General features: G+C 33.6%; 13 protein-coding genes. 10 read left to right on the top strand and 3 right to left on the bottom strand.

Features of this window, described 5'->3' with window-relative positions:
• Positions 1–88 precede the first annotated feature (88 nt).
• On the top strand, positions 89–1783 hold the full coding sequence (locus tag H7F21_RS00205) for a helix-turn-helix domain-containing protein (RefSeq protein WP_185787230.1): 1695 nt from the start codon (positions 89–91) through the stop codon (positions 1781–1783).
• Positions 1784–1852: 69 nt separating this feature from the next.
• Here H7F21_RS00205 and H7F21_RS00200 read toward each other — a convergent pair whose 3' ends face one another.
• Positions 1853–2008, bottom strand: coding sequence for a hypothetical protein (locus H7F21_RS00200; protein ID WP_185787229.1), 156 nt, complete (start codon positions 2006–2008; stop codon positions 1853–1855).
• 391 nt (positions 2009–2399) lie between these two features.
• On the opposite strand from H7F21_RS00200, the gene H7F21_RS00195 reads away from it, so the two are divergent.
• The 4 genes from H7F21_RS00195 (at position 2400) to H7F21_RS00180 (ending at position 6722) form a co-directional block, all read left to right on the top strand.
• Positions 2400–2594, top strand: a complete 195-nt coding sequence (locus H7F21_RS00195) for a hypothetical protein (protein ID WP_185787228.1) — start codon at positions 2400–2402, stop codon at positions 2592–2594.
• Positions 2595–2811: 217 nt separating this feature from the next.
• Positions 2812–3045 (top strand): hypothetical protein, encoded by a 234-nt coding sequence (locus H7F21_RS00190; protein WP_185787227.1) that lies wholly within the window; start codon positions 2812–2814, stop codon positions 3043–3045.
• Between the two features lie 194 nt (positions 3046–3239).
• Positions 3240–5429, top strand: a complete 2190-nt coding sequence (locus tag H7F21_RS00185; RefSeq protein ID WP_185787226.1) for a peptidase domain-containing ABC transporter — start codon at positions 3240–3242, stop codon at positions 5427–5429.
• On the top strand, positions 5430–6722 hold the full coding sequence (locus H7F21_RS00180; protein WP_185787225.1) for an HlyD family secretion protein: 1293 nt from the start codon (positions 5430–5432) through the stop codon (positions 6720–6722).
• 101 nt (positions 6723–6823) lie between these two features.
• Here H7F21_RS00180 and H7F21_RS00175 read toward each other — a convergent pair whose 3' ends face one another.
• The gene (locus H7F21_RS00175) at positions 6824–7843 is read right to left on the bottom strand and encodes a LacI family DNA-binding transcriptional regulator (RefSeq protein WP_185787224.1); all 1020 of its coding nucleotides are present in this window, start codon (positions 7841–7843) and stop codon (positions 6824–6826) included.
• A gap of 165 nt (positions 7844–8008) precedes the next feature.
• Here H7F21_RS00175 and H7F21_RS00170 point away from each other — a divergent pair, with 165 nt between their 5' ends.
• The 4 genes from H7F21_RS00170 (at position 8009) to H7F21_RS00155 (ending at position 14833) form a co-directional block, all read left to right on the top strand.
• Positions 8009–10639: a TonB-dependent receptor gene (locus tag H7F21_RS00170; RefSeq protein WP_185787223.1), complete on the top strand. Its 2631-nt coding sequence runs from the start codon at positions 8009–8011 to the stop codon at positions 10637–10639.
• Between the two features lie 148 nt (positions 10640–10787).
• The gene (locus tag H7F21_RS00165; protein ID WP_185787222.1) at positions 10788–12122 is read left to right on the top strand and encodes an MFS transporter; all 1335 of its coding nucleotides are present in this window, start codon (positions 10788–10790) and stop codon (positions 12120–12122) included.
• Positions 12123–12136: 14 nt separating this feature from the next.
• The gene (locus H7F21_RS00160) at positions 12137–13075 is read left to right on the top strand and encodes a carbohydrate kinase family protein (RefSeq protein WP_221892413.1); all 939 of its coding nucleotides are present in this window, start codon (positions 12137–12139) and stop codon (positions 13073–13075) included.
• Between the two features lie 12 nt (positions 13076–13087).
• Entirely contained in the window at positions 13088–14833 is a 1746-nt protein-coding gene (locus tag H7F21_RS00155; RefSeq protein WP_185787221.1) for an alpha-amylase family protein, read from the top strand.
• Here H7F21_RS00155 and H7F21_RS00150 read toward each other — a convergent pair.
• Entirely contained in the window at positions 14826–17192 is a 2367-nt protein-coding gene (locus tag H7F21_RS00150) for a DUF5686 family protein (protein WP_185787220.1), read from the bottom strand. The two genes, H7F21_RS00155 and H7F21_RS00150, sit on opposite strands and share 8 nt — an antisense overlap.
• A 106-nt stretch (positions 17193–17298) precedes the next feature.
• Here H7F21_RS00150 and H7F21_RS00145 point away from each other — a divergent pair, with 106 nt between their 5' ends.
• Positions 17299–19593, top strand: coding sequence for an NADP-dependent malic enzyme (locus H7F21_RS00145; RefSeq protein ID WP_185787219.1), 2295 nt, complete (start codon positions 17299–17301; stop codon positions 19591–19593).
• The last annotated feature ends 40 nt before the right edge of the window (positions 19594–19633 follow it).

Raw genomic sequence — 19633 nt, 5'->3', positions numbered from 1 at the left:
GACTTGTTAATTCTACGCTTTAATTAATAAATGGGGTAATTCAGAGATTATTATTTTTAAATTAGCAAAGACTTAATCTTTTTAATCTTTGCGCTACAATTTCTGCTTCTTTATATTTTTATACCTCTTCGCTTTTCAAGTGTCCAATTCCCAAGACTATAAAAAAGAGTTTTATAAAATACAGCAAGCTTCTGATACTTTAGCTAAAATATGTATAGATAGCCTTGTTGTTACCAATATACCAAATGCTAAAGCTTTTAGCTTAAGTGCACAAGCCTATCTTTTAGTTAAAGAAAAGAAATATGTTCAAATCGATAGCCTATTTGAATTGGCTTTTAAGGAGCTTAAAAAGATTGGTGATGGTAGGTTATTTCTAGAGGAGAAACTACATGTGCTATATTTCTATGGTTATTATTTAATAACAAAACACGACACTAAAATAGTAAATGATATAATAAATCAAGGCCTTGAACACTCCCTTGAACTTGATGACATAGAAATGCAAATCAGGTTTCAAAATTTACAGGCACGATACTATAACTTGATTGAACTTAGAGAACAAGCCTTAAAAATGACTCGTGAAGCCATTCAAAAATTGAAATTATCGCAAAATCAGCTAGACGATTGGTTTTTTAAAGACCACTTAACTACAATGTATCTTAATGGCGCCAATAGATCAGCTAGCCTCTATTTGTTAGATTCTATTAAATACAGAACCTATGTCGATACGACTGAGGCTTTTTTGAAAAATGCTAGCAAATTCATTAAAACTTATAATGTAAACCCAAACCCTATTCAACAAATACAATTAATGGGTATAAGTGGTGCGGTGGAGTTTTATAAAAAAAACTATCATCAGTCTATTGAATATTATGAAAAATGTTTAATTATTGCCTCGAATAATGGACTAAAAAAGAAGATTTTTCAATCAAAATATAAAATAGCAGAATGCAACTTTTTTTTAGGAAACTATTCTACAGCCAAACAAGTATTTGATGAATTATCACAGGATGAGCTTAATCAGTATCGACTAGTCATCAATAGAATCCGTATTAACTATTATTATGCTTTAATTTATCAAGAACTAGGCGATACCGAAAAAAGCTTAAAATATTCAAAAGCGTTCAATGACGAGTCACATTCGCACTATAGAGATATGAGCGAAGAAAAGTTGAATAGTTTTATTACAAATGAATTAAAATCCAAACAAAAAATAATTAATGATTTAGATATCGCCAATAAAAAAGTAAGACAAAAAGACCAGTATATTGCAATTGGACTGATTGCTCTTGGGGTAGTTTTAATTACAGTATTTTTTTATGTAAAACGACAAAAAAACCATTTTAAAGTTAAAGTTAATAAACTGTTGACTCACATTGATTCGCTAGAAAACAATGATCAATATCAAACAGTCACAATAGAAGAAGAAAAAGCCAAGACTATCTTAACTAAGCTTAAAAAAATAGAAAAACAGCAACTATTTACCTCTCAGAACTATTCGCTAAATAAAGTTGCAAAGAAAATAGGTAGTAATTCTACCTATGTGTCGCAAGCGGTTAATACCTATTGGAACAAATCCTTTACTGAATATACTAATGAATTGCGCATCAACTATATTTTACTGAAAATTAAAAACGATAAGCAATATCAAAAGTTTAAACTGGAAGCTATTGCGCAAAGTGTAGGCTATAAAAGTCTAAGGTCGTTTAATAAGCATTTCAAAGCACAAACTGGACTTTCGCCTAAGTCATATATTACTTTACTCAAAAAAGACAATAGCTAAACTAATAAGCCAAGTAGCTAAGTATTCTTGCAACAACTTGGCTTACTTTAAAGCGTTTCTTTTAAAAACCTAACAATCTGGTGGTGTAATTGGTTGGCCACAACCTATCATCTTCCAAAACTCTCTAGGAATATTGTCACAATCTGGTGGATCACCGCCTGCTTTAATCTTTTTTAATGATGATTTACTTAAAATGGTAAACGAATTAATGTCTTTCAAACTCATAATTAAGAATATTAAAATTAATACTTCCATAAAAATAACTAAATATTCTCCTGTTTTTACACTATAATTTTGATGATAAAAATTCCACCCTATCTAATTTATTATCAAGATATTGTGTAGGTGAAAATTTATTAATTTTCATATAAATATTTTCAGTATATAGGTTGGTTTTAAAGAATTTACCTCAAAAATCTGTAAAAAAACTTCCGATACAAAAGCGCTATCTATTTTGATTTAATACCAAATGAAATTTTATCAAATTTCAATTACACTCCTTTTTATCAAGTTTTTCTCGTCTTAATTTTAAAGTGCTTTTATAAGTGTAAATAATAGCCAATGCCTTAATGGCTAATAGATGTTTAAGGCAAAACTATATTTAAAAATTATAACTATGAAAAATTTCAGAAAAATTGGAAATGTATTAGACAAAGTAGAACAAAAAAAAATCACAGGTGGGAAAAAAATTATTTGGGGTTTTCAAGTAGATAGCTTCATGTGTGAGGAAAATGGCGGTACTTGGAACCCTGAGGATGGAACGTGTTGTTTTCCACCACAGCTTGCAGGCTTTTATGACTCTCACTGTTAATGGACAATTTGAATTAAGAATACTAGAGTTTCTAAAATAGCTGAACCTATTTTTAACTAGCAATACAAATTTTTAGTGCTGTATTTTTATTGTTAATCTTAAAAAGTTATGTAGTAATCTAGTTATAGCTTTACTAAACTTTTGTAAAAGTGAAAATGCCAATACCTTAATGGCTAATTAATGTTTAAGGTGAAACTATATCAAAAATTTAATAATTATGAAAAATTTAAAAAATTTAGGTAAGCAATTAAGTAAAATTGAGCAACAAAACATTACAGGCGGATTATCTCCATGGCCTCAACCATTACCTGATGAATGTTATTCTGGCACTAGTCCACAAGGTGCTCCACTGCCAGGTGCTCCTGGGCCATGTTGCGAAGCTACAGGTGGTTATTGGAATGGGAAGTATTGTACTTACGAAAGACCACCTAACGCAATTACTGATGCATAGCAATAAATTTAGTTTATACTTGTTGCGCTTTCAGTAAATTATAAGAATATTCTGAAGAAATCTCTGAATTTGAGAAGCGTAGGGTTTTTATAAATTTTATAAAATTTATAAAAAAGAGTATAGTAATTCTGATATAAAATAGAAAAACTAGTATTTTTAGTTTTTCTATTTTTTTATTGTAACACCCAACTTATTTGAAAAAATTCCCACATTATAAGCAAGCAGAGCAAAAAGATTGTGGCCCTACCTGCTTAAAGATTATTGCTAAGCACTATAAAAAAACAATTGCTATACAAAAGCTTCGTGCAGTAAGTGAAACCACACGTGAGGGAAGTAGTTTATTAGGCTTAAGTGAAGCTTCAGAAGAAATAGGTTTAAGAACTTTAGGCGTTAAGCTTACTCTGCAAAGTCTTTCAGAAGCTCCGCTGCCTTGTATCTTACATTGGAACAAAAATCACTATGTCGTTCTCTATAAAATTAAAAAAGGAATCTATTATATATCAGATCCGGCACATGGGCTTTTAACATACAATAAAGATGAGTTTTTAAAATATTGGATTGGAAATAATGCAACTGAAAAAACCGAAGAAGGTATAGCATTACTTGTAGAGCCAACGGCAAAGTTTTACGACACGGACTTTGGCAAGGAGAATACTGAGTATGGTTTTAAATTTTTAACCAGATATCTTCTTAAGTATAAACGATTTATTTGGCAACTAATTATTGGTTTGCTTGCTGCGAGTTTACTTCAACTTATATTTCCATTTTTAACGCAAAGTGTCGTAGATGTTGGTATAGAAAACCAAGACATTCATTTTATATATTTAGTATTATTTGCCCAACTGGCGCTTTTTATTGGTAGAACGGCTATTGAGGTAAACCGTAGTTGGATACTGTTGCACCTAAGTACTAGAATTAATATATCGTTGGTTTCAGACTTTTTTATAAAACTAATGAAACTGCCAATTGCGTACTTCGATACGCGAATGACAGGCGACATTTTGCAACGCATTAATGACCATAAGCGTATTGAGCGCATTTTAACCACATCTTCATTAAACGTTTTGTTTTCTATGGTTAATCTTGTGGTGTTTAGTTTCATTCTTGCTTATTATAATTTAATTCTCTTTGGTATATTTTTACTAGGTAGTTTCTTTTACTTTTTATGGATTGTAATTTTCTTAAAGAAACGTAGAGATTTAGATTATAAGCGCTTTTCAGAAGTCAGTCAAGAACAATCAAAAGTTATAGAGCTTATAAATGGCATGCAAGAAATAAAGCTTCATAATGCCGAAAAACAAAAACGATGGAGCTGGGAGTTTGTGCAAGCCCGGTTATTTAAGGTTTCAATTGAAAGCCTAGCTTTGGAGCAATATCAAAGTGTAGGTTCAAGCTTTATTAATGAATTAAAAAATATCTTAATTACGGTCTTGTCTGCAAAATTAGTAATAGATGGAGATATTACCTTAGGTATGATGCTCGCTGTAAGTTATATAGTTGGGCAGCTGAATTCACCAATAGCTCAGCTTATTAATTTTGTTAGAGAAGTTCAGGATGCTAAAATTTCATTGGATAGACTTGCAGAAATTCACAACAAAGAAGATGAAGAGCAGAGTGGCATACAAAAAATTGTAGATATACCCTCAAATGCAGATATTAAATTATCTAAAGTATCCTATAGATATATTGGCTCTGACCAATTGGTTCTAAAAGACTTAGATTTAGAAATCCCAGCTAATAAAGTTACAGCGATTGTTGGCGTCAGTGGCAGTGGTAAAACTACATTAATGAAATTACTTTTAAAGTTTTACGACCCAAACAGCGGACAGATAAGAATTGGAGCGCACGATTTAAAATATGTTTCGCAAAAAGAATGGAGGCATCAATGTGGTGTGGTGATGCAAGAAGGTTATATATTTAATGATACCATAGCAAATAATATAGCGGTTGGTGAAGACTTTGTTGATAAGCAGAAACTAGCGCATGCCGTAGATGTTGCTAATATTAAGGATTTTATAGAGGGCTTACCATTGTCATACAATACTAAAATTGGTATGGAGGGTATTGGAGTAAGTACTGGTCAAAAACAACGTTTATTAATTGCAAGAGCTGTTTATAAAAATCCAAACTTCTTATTTTTTGATGAGGCTACGTCTGCATTAGATGCCAATAACGAAAAAGTAATCATGGAGAAACTGAATACCTTTTTTGAAAATAAGACAGTTATTGTAATAGCACATAGATTAAGTACGGTTAAGAATGCGCATCAAATAGTTGTTTTAGATGAAGGTAAAATTGTTGAAGTAGGTAATCACAGCGAATTAGTAAATAAAAAAGGAGATTATTATAAGCTTGTTAAAAATCAACTAGAACTTGGAAAATAGATGCCTATAGACAATTTAGATAATATAGAACTAAGAAGCGAAGAAGTACAAGAAATACTTACTAAAGTACCTCATTGGATGATTCGTTGGGGGAACGTTTTGTTCTTGTCACTTATTTTAATGCTTTTATTGCTCAGTTGGTTTTTTAAATATCCAGATACGATTCCAGCAGAGGCCATAATTACCACACAAATACCACCACAAAAAGAGTATGCCAGAATTACGGGTAAAATTGAAGCTATTTTTGTTGAGGATAATCAGATTGTTAAGCCTAACGAACCACTCGCAATTTTAGAGAATACCGCTAATTTTGAAGATGTATTAAAACTTCAATCTATTATAGATACGATTAAAGTAAATAACGAATCTTTTAATTTTCCAGACAATTTACCAGTTCTATTTTTAGGCGATATAGAAACCCAATATGCTTTATTTGAAAATAGTTATAATTTATATAAAATAAATAAAGATTATCAGCCGTTTTCAAATGAGGCCTCAGCAAATCAAATTACTAGCTCAGAACTATACAGACGCTTAGAGAATCTAAAATCTCAGCAAAAGTATAGTAAAGCTGAGCTTGATATTTCTAAGAGCAAGTTCGGTAGACAAAAAGAATTATTCGATAAAGGGGTTATTTCAGCACAAGAGTTTGAAAGCGAGCAATCGATATATGCACAAGCTGAGAGAAATTATGAAAGTTTTGAGTCGCTCATATCACAAACTCGAGAATCTATAGGTAATGCCAGAAGAAGTTCAAGAGGTACAGAAATAAATCGTGCAAAAGAGGAAATGACTCTTTTAAAAAACGTAATTCAATCTTTAAATCAACTCAAAAAAGCGATTAAAGATTGGGAACTTCAATATGTTCTAAAATCCAATATCGAAGGAAAGGTTGCGTTTCTAAACTATTGGAATGTCAACCAAACTGTAAACCCTGGCGATTTGGTATTTACCATTATTCCAACTGAGAATTCTTCTTTTATTGCTAAATTAAAAACACCAGCTCAGAATTCTGGAAAAATTAAAATAGGGCAAAAAGTAAATATTAAACTACAGAATTATCCTGATAAAGAATTTGGAGTATTAAGTGGTGCCGTAAGCCATATCTCACTAATTCCAAATGAAGATGGCTTGTATATTGTAGATGTATTACTTCCACAAAAATTAATTACATCATACAATAAAGAAATAGATTACAAACAAGATATGATTGGTGTAGCTGAAATCATTACTGAAGATCTAAGACTAATTGAACGTTTGTTTTATCAGTTTAGAGAAATTGTTAAGCGTTAACTTTCTGGACGAATAAGAAAGTGATAATCCTAAAAATCTGCAGTAAAATAAACTAAGTTTTTTTGGATTGAAAAGAACTATTAAATTTTTGAAAGACTGATCTATTTCGTAGATTCCCTAATTATCAACTCTGTAGGTAACTCTACTTCTTCGTAGACAACTGCTTGATTGTTTTTTCGTTTTTTAATTTCTTTATAAAGTAATTTAAAGGCTGTTTTACCCATTAAATAACCAGGTTGATCTATAGTTGTTAAAGTTGGTGATATTACAGAAGACATAAACCAATTACTAAAACCTATAATCGAGATATCATCTGGGATTTTAACGCCTCTTTTATTCAATTCATTTATAGCACCTATAGCTACTAAATCAGTATTTATGAATATGCCATCAACATCTTTATGGTCTTTTAGGAGTTGGGCTGCGTAGTAATTGCCTTCGTCAAAACTCATAGCATCTAATATATATACTAATGATGGGTCATAAACAAAACCATGATCTACCAAGGCTTGTTTATAGCCAAGAAAGCGGTCAATAGAGTTTTGAGGTAATAAGGGACCTCTAAAATGTGCGATACGTTTACAGCCAGAATCAATTAAATACTTAGTAGCTGTATAAGCCGCCTTTCTATCGTTTATAATTACTTTTGAGCAATTAACAATTTTAGCAATTTTATCGAACATTACAAGTGGTGTTTCTTGAGCCATCAAATCATTAAGGTGTTTAAAATCACCAGTGCCATTAGCTAAAGAGATAAGTACACCATCAACTCTTTTACTAAACAACAAATCTAGTTGTTTCTTTTCTAACTCATAGGATTCGTTGGACTGAAGTATAATTACTAAGTATCCTTTTTTTTCGGCTTGTGCAATTATGCCTTTGATCACACTCGAAAAAAAGTGATGTACCACTTCAGGGATGATTAAGCCAATCGTCTTAGACTCTTTTGTTCTCAAGTTGACCGCAAAAGCATTAGGTTTATAGTTAAGTGTTTGAGCTAACTCTTTAACTAATCGTTTAGTCTTTTTACTAACATCTGGATAATCCTTTAATGCTTTAGATACTGTGGTTATTGATATACCTAGTGTTTCTGCTATTTCTTTTAATGTTACTGGTTTCATAAATCAATAATAATAACTAATTGATATAAGTACCAAAAATAAGAAATCGAAAACGTTTTCGGTAAATCGAAAACGTTTTCGATTTTAAATTCTTAATTTCTTACCTCATTAAATGTAAATTCGATAAAAATTCTGTTAAATATTACTAATTAAACAACTAAAGAAATGAAATCTATTAAAAGAAAATGGAGTTTACTTTTACTTTTTACCATGATGGCATTCATGGTTTCTGCGCAGAGTAGTATCTCTGGTGTCGTTAAAGACATCGAAGGAATGACACTTCCAGGGGTTAATGTAATCTTGGAAGGCACATCCAAAGGAGCAGTGTCTGATATGGATGGTAAATATGTAATTACTAATGTCGAAAATGGAGCTTACACCTTAGTAGGATCGTATTTAGGATTTACGACATTTAAAAAGGCCATTATCGTAGATGGTCGCGATATCACTGTTGATATGGTAATGACTGAAGATTCAGAATCCTTAGAGCAGGTGATTGTTACCGGTGTGGTAAATCCTAAATCTAAACTAGAATCAAGTGTTTCTGTCTCTACCCTAGATGCTAAGATAATAGAGCAAGCTGCACCAAGAAGTGCAGGAGAGCTTTTTAGAAATATTCCAGGTATTAGAGCTGAGTCTTCAGGTGGTGAGGGTAATGCCAACTTTAATGTTCGTGGTGTACCAGTTTCTTCAGGTGGTTCAAGATATTTTCAAATTCAAGAAGATGGATTGCCATTAAACTTGTTTGGAGATACATCTTTTGGAAATTCGGATAACTTTTTACGAATTGATGCTAATATCGGTAGAGTTGAAGCCATAAGAGGTGGTTCTGCCTCTACTCAAACCTCTAATGGTCCAGCGGGTATTATAAACATGATTAGTAAAACTGGTAATGTTGAGGGCGGTTCGATAGCTACGACTTTCGGAGTGGATTATCAAACAAGCAGACTAGACTTTGAATATGGTCAACCATTAGGAAATGGCTTGTCTTATCATATCGGTGGATTTATGAGAAATGGTGAAGGGCCAAGAGAAATAGGGTACCAAGGTAATAAAGGAGGTCAGTTAAAAGCCAATATCACAAAACGATTTGAGAGTGGTTATGTGCGTGTTTATGGTAAGTTCCTAAACGATAGATCCGTAATGTATCTGCCTATGCCTATGTTACTAGAAGGAAGTAATGATGATCCGACATTCTCTAATTTACCAGGTTTTGATATTACCAATGATGCTGTACAATCAGCAAACTTGCAGCAAAGTGCTGGAACTTCACCTTTTACTGGTCAAAATCATACTAACGATGTTAGAAACGGAAACAACCCCATATCTAAAGCTATTGGTGCAGAATTCTCTTTTAGCTTACCAAACGATTGGAAATTATCGGGTAAGGCAAGATATTCAAATAATAGTGGTCAGTGGGTCGCACCATTCACAGCGGCTGTAGGTACTGTTGCTGATATTGAAGCAACAGCTAGGGATGCTGCAGGTGCAGGCACAGAACCTTTAGTTTATTCAGATGGTAATAGAGAGTCCTTTAATCCTTCTAACGGGTTGGCGCAAATTATACATATGTTTGATGTAACAGTAGAAGATTTAAGCAATTTCTTTAGTGACGTCAAAGTATCTAAAAAAATAGGTGATGACATAGGTGTTACTGCTGGTCTATTCACTGCGACGCAAAATACTAAAATAGGATGGCAGTGGAGCTCATTCCTTTCTGAAGTTAAAGGAGGGGGAGATGCAAGACTAGCCGATTTTGATGGTTTTTCTAGAAATGGTCAATATTCTTATGGAACTCCAGTTTGGGGTAATTGTTGCCAACGCAAATACAATACAGTTCATACAGTAAATTCTCCATATGTAGGCGTAGATGCAGATATTACTGAAAATTTAAACTTTGATGGTAGTGTGCGCTTTGAAAATGTCAAAGTAAATGGGAACATCGCTTCAGGGCCAACGAGTCAAGATTCTTATGATTACAATGGTGATGGAGTCATACAAGGTATCGAGCAAGTTGTGCCGATTATTTCCGGTTCGGACGGACAAATAATCAATGACGATTATAATTTTGTTTCTTTTTCTGCAGGTTTAAATTATAAGATAAATGATGGTTCGGCTGTATTCGGAAGATATAGTAAAGGTGCTTCTGGTAGAGCTCCGGACAGAAATAATTATGGTACCGATGGAAAGGCGGACGTACAGTATGATGAAGTTGCTCAATTAGAGCTAGGTTATAAGAAAAGACTTAACAACGGTGTGTTGAATGTCACTGGTTTTATGAGTAATACTGATGAGGGGTTAAGTAATGAATTAAATAGAGAAGTGGGAAACCCGTTCAAAGCTCTAGGTGTAGAAGCAGAAACTGTATTAAGATATGGTGAGAACTTTTCCTTTATTGGTTCTTTGACTTGGACAAAGGCAGAGATTGATGGAGGAGATAATAAAGGCAATACTCCAAGAAGACAGGCTGACTTTGTTTATAATTTTTCACCGTCTTATAATTTTGGCGACAATGGAAAGCATACTGTAGCTTTAAGTGTTTTGGGTACATCGAAATCCTACGCTCAGGACGATAATGATTTAGTGATGCCAGGATATGCATATTTCAATCTTATTGGAAGAGCTGGCTTAACGGATGGTTTGTCCTTAGTATTAAGCGTAAATAACTTATTTGATACTGTTGGTATCACAGAGGTTGAAGGGAATGGAGATGGTGCTTTTGGTAATGATCGTTTAGTAAGAGCGAGGTCAATTAGCGGGCGTTCTACTACATTATCTCTTCAATATAAATTTTAATTAAGAAGTAATATTTGAGTAAGTTAACTTTTAAGTTTAATTGATTGGTAAAGGAGTCGGTGTTAATATTTTATCATTGGCTCTTTTTTCTAAAAACAACAACTAATTTAAATATAATTGGAGTTATATTTAGAGAAAAACAACTACTATGGGAAGAGCTAAACCCAGCTTAAGTTTTTGGCAAATTTTTAATATGAACGTTGGATTCCTTGGAATTCAGTTTAGTTTTGGCCTACAGCAAACGGCTGTTAATCCTATATTCTCTTTTTTAGGTGCCAGTCCAGAAGACTTACCACTTCTTAACCTTGCAGGTCCTGTTACGGGACTAATAGTTCAGCCAATTATTGGGGCAATATCAGACAAAACTTGGTCTCCTAAATGGGGAAGACGTAAACCTTTTTTTCTAATAGGAGCTATAATTGGTAGTCTATGCTTGTTTGCTTTCCCGTTTAGTCCAGCACTTTGGTTTGCAGTAGGATTACTTTGGATTTTAGATGTTGGTAATAATATGGCTATGGAACCTTATCGCGCTTTTGTTGGTGATAAATTACCGAATAAGCAATTGAGTTTTGGTTACCAAATGCAAAGTTTGTTTGTTGGTGCGGGTATTGTATTGGCCAACGCTTCAATTTTTATTTTTCAAGATTGGTTTGGTGGACAAGAAGTTGCTGATGAAAGCATAAAGACCATCCCAAAGTGGTTATACTACTCATTTTTTATCGGTGCAATTTTATCTGTTAGTACGATTCTATGGTCGGTTTTAAAAACTCCTGAGATTCCTCCGGAGGAAGAAGAGTTAGATGAGATCAAAAGACACAAAAGTTTACCATTTTCAGAGCGTGTTAAAACACCTTTTCTAGAAATTATTGAAGCTGTAAAGGCTATGCCAAAATTTATGTGGAAACTAGCAGGAGTGTATCTTTTTCAATGGTATGCGCTCTTTATATATTGGCAATTTATTGCACCCATGTTCGAAGAAAGCGCAGGATTTAATAAATCCGAAGCCCTAAGTCAAGCGGCAAAGATGAATACTACTTATAATATATCTACTATAGTCTTTGCTTTAGCTTTGGTGCCTTTAGCATTAAAATGGGGAGGAAAAAAAGTGTATGTGTTGAGTCTGTTTTTAACGGGAATAGCAATGCTCACCATTCCGCATATTCAAGATCCAATAATAGTTTTAATTCCAATGATACTTTTTGGAATTGGTTGGGCTGCTATGATGGGTATTCCGTACACAATGGTCTCTAAAATTGTACCTCAAGAACGGCGAGGTGTTTATATGGGTATTTTGAATATGATGATTGTAATTCCTATGGGAATCCAAACTATAACTTTTGGGCCTATAGTTAAAAATCTACTCAATAATAGTGCAATAAATGCTATAATATTTGGGGGTGTGTTTTTCTTAATTGCTGGTACACTGGCATTGAGATTAAAACAGCCCAAAGATATTTTAGATGAGAATAGTATTGATAACTAAGAACAAAAATTGTTTTGGAAAAAAGCATAAAACATATAGATATTCTTTGTGTAGGTGAAGTCCTTATAGACTTTATAGGTCATCAAAAAGACGTCCTTATAAATAATACAAGAGACTATCATAGGTACTTAGGAGGTTCACCTACTAATGTCGCAATGAATTCTGCAAGATTAGGTCTTAATGCAACCATGGTGGCAGTTGTTGGTTGTGATGGTTTTGGTGAATATATTTTTGAAAGATTAAGCCAAGTCGGTGTCAATACAGAAGCTATTGCAAAAATTAAAAATAAGCCAACATCTGTTATTTTTGTGTCTAAATCACATAAAACACCCGACTTTATACCATATCGCGAGGCCGATTATCATATTTCTGAAGAACAAATTTCTTCTCAATTACTTAGACATACAAATATCTTTCACACCACCTGTTTTGCTTTAAGTAAAAATCCTGCACAAACGACAATTTTAAAAAAAGCAGAGGAAGCATATGATTTAGGTTGTCAATTAAGTATAGATATTAACTATGCAGATGAACTTTGGGATAATAAGGAAGATGCACTTAAGGTTATTAAATCATATTGTAAGTTCAATCCACTGATAAAAATTAGTGAAGATGACATGCTTAGGCTTTTCGATGAGCCACTACCTCATAGTGAAATTTTTAAGTTTTTTCACAACGAAGGTGTGGAAACTATATGCCTAACATTAGGCAGTCAAGGCGTAAAACTATCTCAAAAGAATAAAGATATTATTCAGCTACCAGCAATAAAAGTTGATAACGTTATGGATGCCACTGGTGCCGGAGATGCATTTTGGTCCGGCTTTTTATTTGCTTATATAAAGGAAAAACCAATTAAAGAATGTTTGGAAGTGGCATTGACATTAGCGTCTCTTAAACTTCAGAATGTAGGAAGGTTACCGGACAATATCGATATATTATCTAAACTTTTATAGTGCTTAATTACTATGAATAAAAAAAGCCCAAAAGGTTTAACTGGTGTAATGCTTAATGCCTATCCAGATAGTATAGGAAATAAATTAAAGGACACGATCAAAATGCTGCAATTCCCAGAATTTAAGGATGCATTTTCGTTGTTCTATATCTTACCTACATTTTTCAATAGTGATTTGGACAGAGGTTTCTCCATCATAGATTATAATCTTAATGAAGCCTTGGTTTCACAGGATGACTTAGAAGCATTAAATAAGCTCAACATTCAATTAAAGTTCGATATTGTTCTAAACCATCTATCGGTTGCTTCACCTCAATTTAAAGATTTGTTGCAATATGGGAACAATTCCAAATACAAAGACTTTTTTATTAATTGGAATGTTTTCTGGGAGGACCATGGTATTAAGAATGAGGAAGGCGTTATAATTCCAAAAAAAGAATTTCTCAATAAGTTATTTATGAGGAAATCGGGCTTGCCAATCTTGCATGTGCCATTTCCTGATGGCTCGAAAGAGCCCTATTGGAACACCTTTTATCAAAAGGTAACTTATAATAGAATAAATGCAGTAGACTTAGAAGACATAACAGAGCTTAATGAAGACCAAAGAGAAGAGGTTGCCAGAAAAGTTAATGAAGCAGTAGAAAATAATACTATTATTAATACTCTAGACTTTGTAGAAGGTAAAGAAGCAAGGGAAAAGATATTAAATGTTATAGATAGAAAATGCACATACTTAGGACAGATGGACGTCAATGCCAAATCAGAATTAGTTTGGGATTTTTACGAAGAAACCTTAGCTAAAGTTAAAAGTTTCGGGTGTAAAATCTTAAGATTGGATGCCTTTGCCTATTTACATAAAGAAATCGGACAAACTAACTTTTTTAATAAACCTGGCACTTGGGAATATTTAGAGCGAATCAATAAAATTGCTAAAAAGAACCATCTTATTCTTCTTCCAGAAATTCATGCAGAGTATGGTCTGCATCTCCATAACGAAGTAGCGAAGAAAGGTTATAGGATTTATGATTTTTTTCTTCCCGGATTAATGATTTATACTCTTGAAAAAGGCACGAATACTGCCCTATATAAATGGATAGTAGATATAGAAAATAACGGTTATAAAACTGTTAATATGCTGGGTTGTCATGATGGAATTCCTGTTTTAGATTTAAAGGGAAAAGAAGCAAACAACTTTTATGAAAAAGGATTATTATCTGACGATGATATAGCCTATGTAATGAATAAGATTATTGAACGAGGTGGGCGGGTTAAAAATCTTTATGATGCTGCAGGAAAAAAAATATCCTACTATCAGGTTAACGCTGCTTTTTTTAGTGCACTTGGAGAAAATGAAAAGAAAATGCTATTAGCAAGAGCCATCCAAATGTTTATGCCTGGTATTCCACAAGTTTGGTACTTGGATATTTTTGCAGGTAAAAATGATCATGCTGCAGCAGATAGCGCTGGCGAAGGTGGACACAAAGAAATTAATAGAACATCATTATCTCTATCAGATGTTGAGAAAGGGCTGAAAACGAACATCGTTAAACATCAACTTCAATTAATAAAATTAAGAAATACCTCAAAAGCTTTTTCAGGTAGTTTAGAAATAAAGGATTCACTAGATAGCGAGATTCACATAACTTGGACAAATGACAGTGATAAGATACAACTGGAAGCAAATCTGAAAACATTTGAATTTATCATTACTCATGAAGACAAAGATTTAAGAGATGTTATTCGTTTTAATACTACTTAAAACTAAATCCCATAGAAAACTTAAAAGCAAAATTGTCACTCGACTTTTCTAGATGGTGATACCCATAGCGGTAAAAACCTCCAACACCGAAGCCTAAATAACCAATATTTAAATAGGGTAGTTTAATAAGATTTTGGAGTTCTAAACCTGTTTCTAAAAAGAGTTCGTCTTTGGTGGAAAACTCAATCAATTGATGGCTTGACGTGTTGGATAGACTTCCAATACCTAAATTGTTATGCAATAACACATCGGGTTGTATATACCCTTTGTTGTTAAAAAGCCGTCCAAAGTTGTGTACTGTAAATAAATGTGCGTATTTATCTGATAGAAACTCATAGGGTGTTACAGTTTGAAAATAATTTCTAACCACAAACGGAATTTGTTTATCAAGCGAACCCTCTCCAGTAAATAGTAAACCTACAGGAAGAGTATTGTCTATGTACCCCAAATCCAATCGATAGGTCGTTTTTCCTAGTCCTTTAGTAAGAAAGCTGTGATCTAATGTAAATCGAAATTTGTTATAGTCAAAATCACCATCAAAAGTACCTTTTAGTCCTCTGGAATAATATAGATTGAAAATAGGAGCATCGTTTGGTAGTCTAGAAATGATTCCAAAATTGTTTACTAGATTCTCCTTAGTATGATAGCCAATGCCTATATTAAATTCAGAATTTGTATAGTTTGTAATGGATGTGGCGCCAGTCAAAAACTCATAATCATATAGTGGATTCACATCTGTGTTACTAAAACCTAAGGACCAATTTAAATTTCTAAAAAGTTTCATGTCAGTCTGTATGCTATAAGATTCGACACCATCCATTTGACTTGCTATCCAATTTCGTTGAGAGAATGGATGATTAAATCTATGGTCCGATAATGCTCCAGTTTCTCGAAGATCATTTACGTACTTTAAGCTTATGGAAATATCTTTCTTTCCTGGAATATCGACCAACATCTCACCACCATATTTCCAAGCACTGTCCTTAAACCCATAACCAGCGTAACCTCCAATTGATACATTTTTAAAAATATCATCATTAGTGTAAATACCTAATCCAAGGCGAGTGCCTTCATATTTATTATAGCGAGCAATTCTAGATAGATCAATATCTACATATTTTAAGGGAAGTCTTAACTTTAATAAGCTAGGAAGTATAGTTGTAATTTTATCGAACTTAAATTTTTCACCAAGACTGTCAATAAAAACATAGGTGCGTTCTTCATTATAGTTTAGTGAGTCTCTACGATTCAACTTCCAAAATGTATCATTTTTTAAACCAGCGTTTTCGGGTAGGGTTACAGATACAAACGGAAAGTCTTTTTTACTCAATGCTGCATTTGGAGTAATTTTAGACAAATAGCTTTTTCCAATATATGTAACACTGCCTAAGTCTTCACCAATATTAATTTCAAAATTCAACTGCTCCGGAAACCAGTAATTATTCTGGACATACCTGTATTTCTGCTGAATAGTAACATCTAACTTGCCCGAATTAAACGTTTTGGCATCTACACTTTGTACCGCATATTTGTTAGAATTGATAGTAAGTAACCCTTTTAACCCTTCAAAATTCCGATTGGCTTTAGGCTCAAAGGAAATCACAAAAATAGTATCCTTGCCTTGTAAATAGTCCTCTTTTAATCTAAACTTATATTTACGCGTACTTCCTTTAGAAATAGGATTTAAATAATTCGTTTCAAAAAGTTCAATATACTCGTCATAAAAAGAGAAAGGTTGAAAATTATTAGCAAGCATCGCAAACTTAGGATTTTTAAAACCCGATGATCGCGTGGCAATAATGCTATCTTCAGAAAAGCTAGGCTTTAAATATTTATGCTTGGCTATAGTTTCAGTTAAGAAGAGATATGAGCCTTTCATAACACTGTCTATCTGCGCTCGCATCGTATCATTTTCTTCTTTTTGTTTACCAAAATTGATTATAATCTTGTCATAAGATTCATAGGTAAATGATTTTAAACGCTCAGGATTATTAAGCTTTTTATTAGCTGTAGCTTTTCTTATAATACGATGTGCAGGGTTTTCACCATCTATTACAATCTCGTCCAACTCACTTACTTTTGGTTTTAATCGAATGATATGAGAAGTAATTTCTTCTAATTGCAACACTTTAGTTTCGTAGCCAACATAACTTATAGTTATAGTATTAACTGAATTGGGTACATAGAATACACCATCAATATCCGTTGAAGTTCCTTTGTAATCTGTTTTACTAAATAAGATATTGGCAAATGGTACAACTTGTTCTGTAGTATCATCAATTATAATGAGCTTTCTCGAAGTTTGAGCCATTGACGTAAAACATATAAACAATAGCCCTAGAAAGAAGATTCTTTTCATTAAAACTTTGGTTAGTGACACTAAGAAACACAGAATTTTTGAATAAAAATGTTAAAGAAGATCAAATTTCAATATTCGTATCTTTGCAGCTTAATCCATTCAGAATATGAGTAAACAAAGTAAACGTATTGAGGCATTGGTGTATCACGCCAAACCTACTCCTGGAAAGATAAAAGTGGTACCTACAAAAAAATATGCTACCCAACGTGATTTATCGTTAGCGTATTCTCCTGGTGTTGCAGAGCCTTGCTTGGAAATAGAAAAGGATGTCAATAACGTTTATAAATATACAGCAAAAGGAAATTTAGTCGCTGTGATTTCTAATGGGACGGCAGTCTTAGGTTTAGGAAATATTGGTCCAGAAGCGTCCAAGCCTGTAATGGAGGGGAAAGGATTACTCTTTAAAATCTTTGCAGATATTGATGTGTTTGATATCGAAGTCAATACGGAAAATGTTGACGAATTTATTGAAACCGTTAAGAATATTGCTCCAACATTTGGTGGTATCAACCTTGAAGATATAAAAGCTCCTGAAGCCTTTGAAATTGAGCGTCGATTAAAAGAGGAATTAGATATTCCTGTAATGCATGATGATCAACATGGCACAGCCATTATTTCTGCAGCGGCACTATTAAATGCTTTGGAACTCGCAGATAAGAAAATTGAAGATGTAAAAATTGTTGTCAGTGGCGCTGGTGCTGCAGCAATTTCTTGTACACGTTTATATCAAGCTTTTGGTGCTAGACAAGAACATATCGTAATGTTAGATAGCAAAGGCGTCATTAGAAATGACAGGGACAATCTGACGTCGCAAAAAGCTGAGTTTGCTACCGATAGAAAGATAGATACTTTAGATGAAGCCATGCAAGATGCTGATGTATTTATTGGCTTATCTATGGCAGATATTGTCACACCGGCAATGTTAAAATCCATGGCGAATAACCCCATTGTTTTTGCTATGGCTAACCCTAATCCAGAAATTAAATATCAAGTGGCTATTGATACAAGGGACGATATCATTATGGCAACTGGACGAAGTGACCATCCTAATCAAGTCAACAATGTACTCGGATTTCCATTTATATTTAGAGGTGCTTTGGACGTAAGAGCTACTAAGATTAATGAGGCTATGAAAATGGCTGCGGTAAAGGCTTTATCCAACTTAACAAAAGAACCTGTTCCAGAGCAGGTAAATATGGCCTATAATGAGACTCGGTTAACGTTTGGAAGAGATTATATTATTCCTAAACCATTTGACCCAAGGTTAATTGCTGAAGTACCTCCAGCAGTAGCAAAGGCAGCGATGGAAAGTGGTGTAGCTAAAGAACCTATTGATGATTGGGAAAAGTATAGAGATTCACTTCTCGAACGTTTGGGTTCGGATAATAAACTGGTACGTTTATTATTAGGCAGAGCCAGAACTAATCCAAAGCGTGTAGTTTTTGCAGAAGCTGATCAGCTAGATGTGCTAAAAGCTGCTCAGGTGGCTTATGAAGAGGGTATTGCTAAACCTATTTTACTTGGTCGAAAGGATACCATTATCAATTTAATGAAAGAATTGGAGTTTGATGCTGATGTACCAATTTTGGACCCAAAATCTGATGAACAATTGGAGCGCAAAAACCAATATGCAAAAGCCTATTGGCAGAAAAGAAAACGTTCGGGTGTTACCATTTATTCGGCTGAACAGAAAATGAGAGAGCGTAATTATTATGCTGCCATGATGGTTAATGAAGGTGATGCTGATGCATTAGTAACGGGATATTCACGCAGTTATCCTACGGTTGTAAAGCCAATGCTAGAGCTTATTGGAATGGCAGATGGTGCCTCAAGAATTGCAACAACAAACGTGATGATGACGCAACGTGGCCCTATGTTTTTAAGTGATACATCAATTAATATAGATCCAAGCGCGAAAGACTTAGCCAGAATTGCGAGAATGACCTCCAGAGTAACAAAAATGTTTGGTATTGAGCCCGTAACAGCCATGATATCTTACTCAAACTTTGGGTCTTCAGAAAATCCTAGAGCTGAAAAGGTAAAGGAAGCGGTAGCGTTTTTGCATAAGGCTTATCCAGATATGATCATTGACGGCGAATTGCAAACGGATTTTGCATTAAATTCAAAAATGCTACAAGATATATTTCCATTCTCAAAGCTCGCAGGACGTAAAGTCAACACATTGATTTTTCCCAATCTAGATTCAGCGAATATTACATATAAGTTATTGAAAGAGTTGAATAAAGCTGAATCCATTGGTCCAATTATGATGGGTATGGCAAAACCAGTACATATACTCCAGCTTGATGCAAGTGTCGATGAGATTGTAAACATGACAGCCATTGCTGTGATAGATGCTCAAGAACGCGAGAAAAAACAAAAGAAGTCGTTGTTTTCTTAGCTTATGACTTACCCTTAGAATGTAAATAATTTTATTACAT

Origin of the sequence: Winogradskyella flava, from assembly GCF_014243395.1 — a bacterium.
GTDB classification, from domain to species: Bacteria; Bacteroidota; Bacteroidia; order Flavobacteriales; family Flavobacteriaceae; genus Winogradskyella; species Winogradskyella flava.
This window is presented reverse-complemented; position numbering and strand designations above follow the sequence as displayed.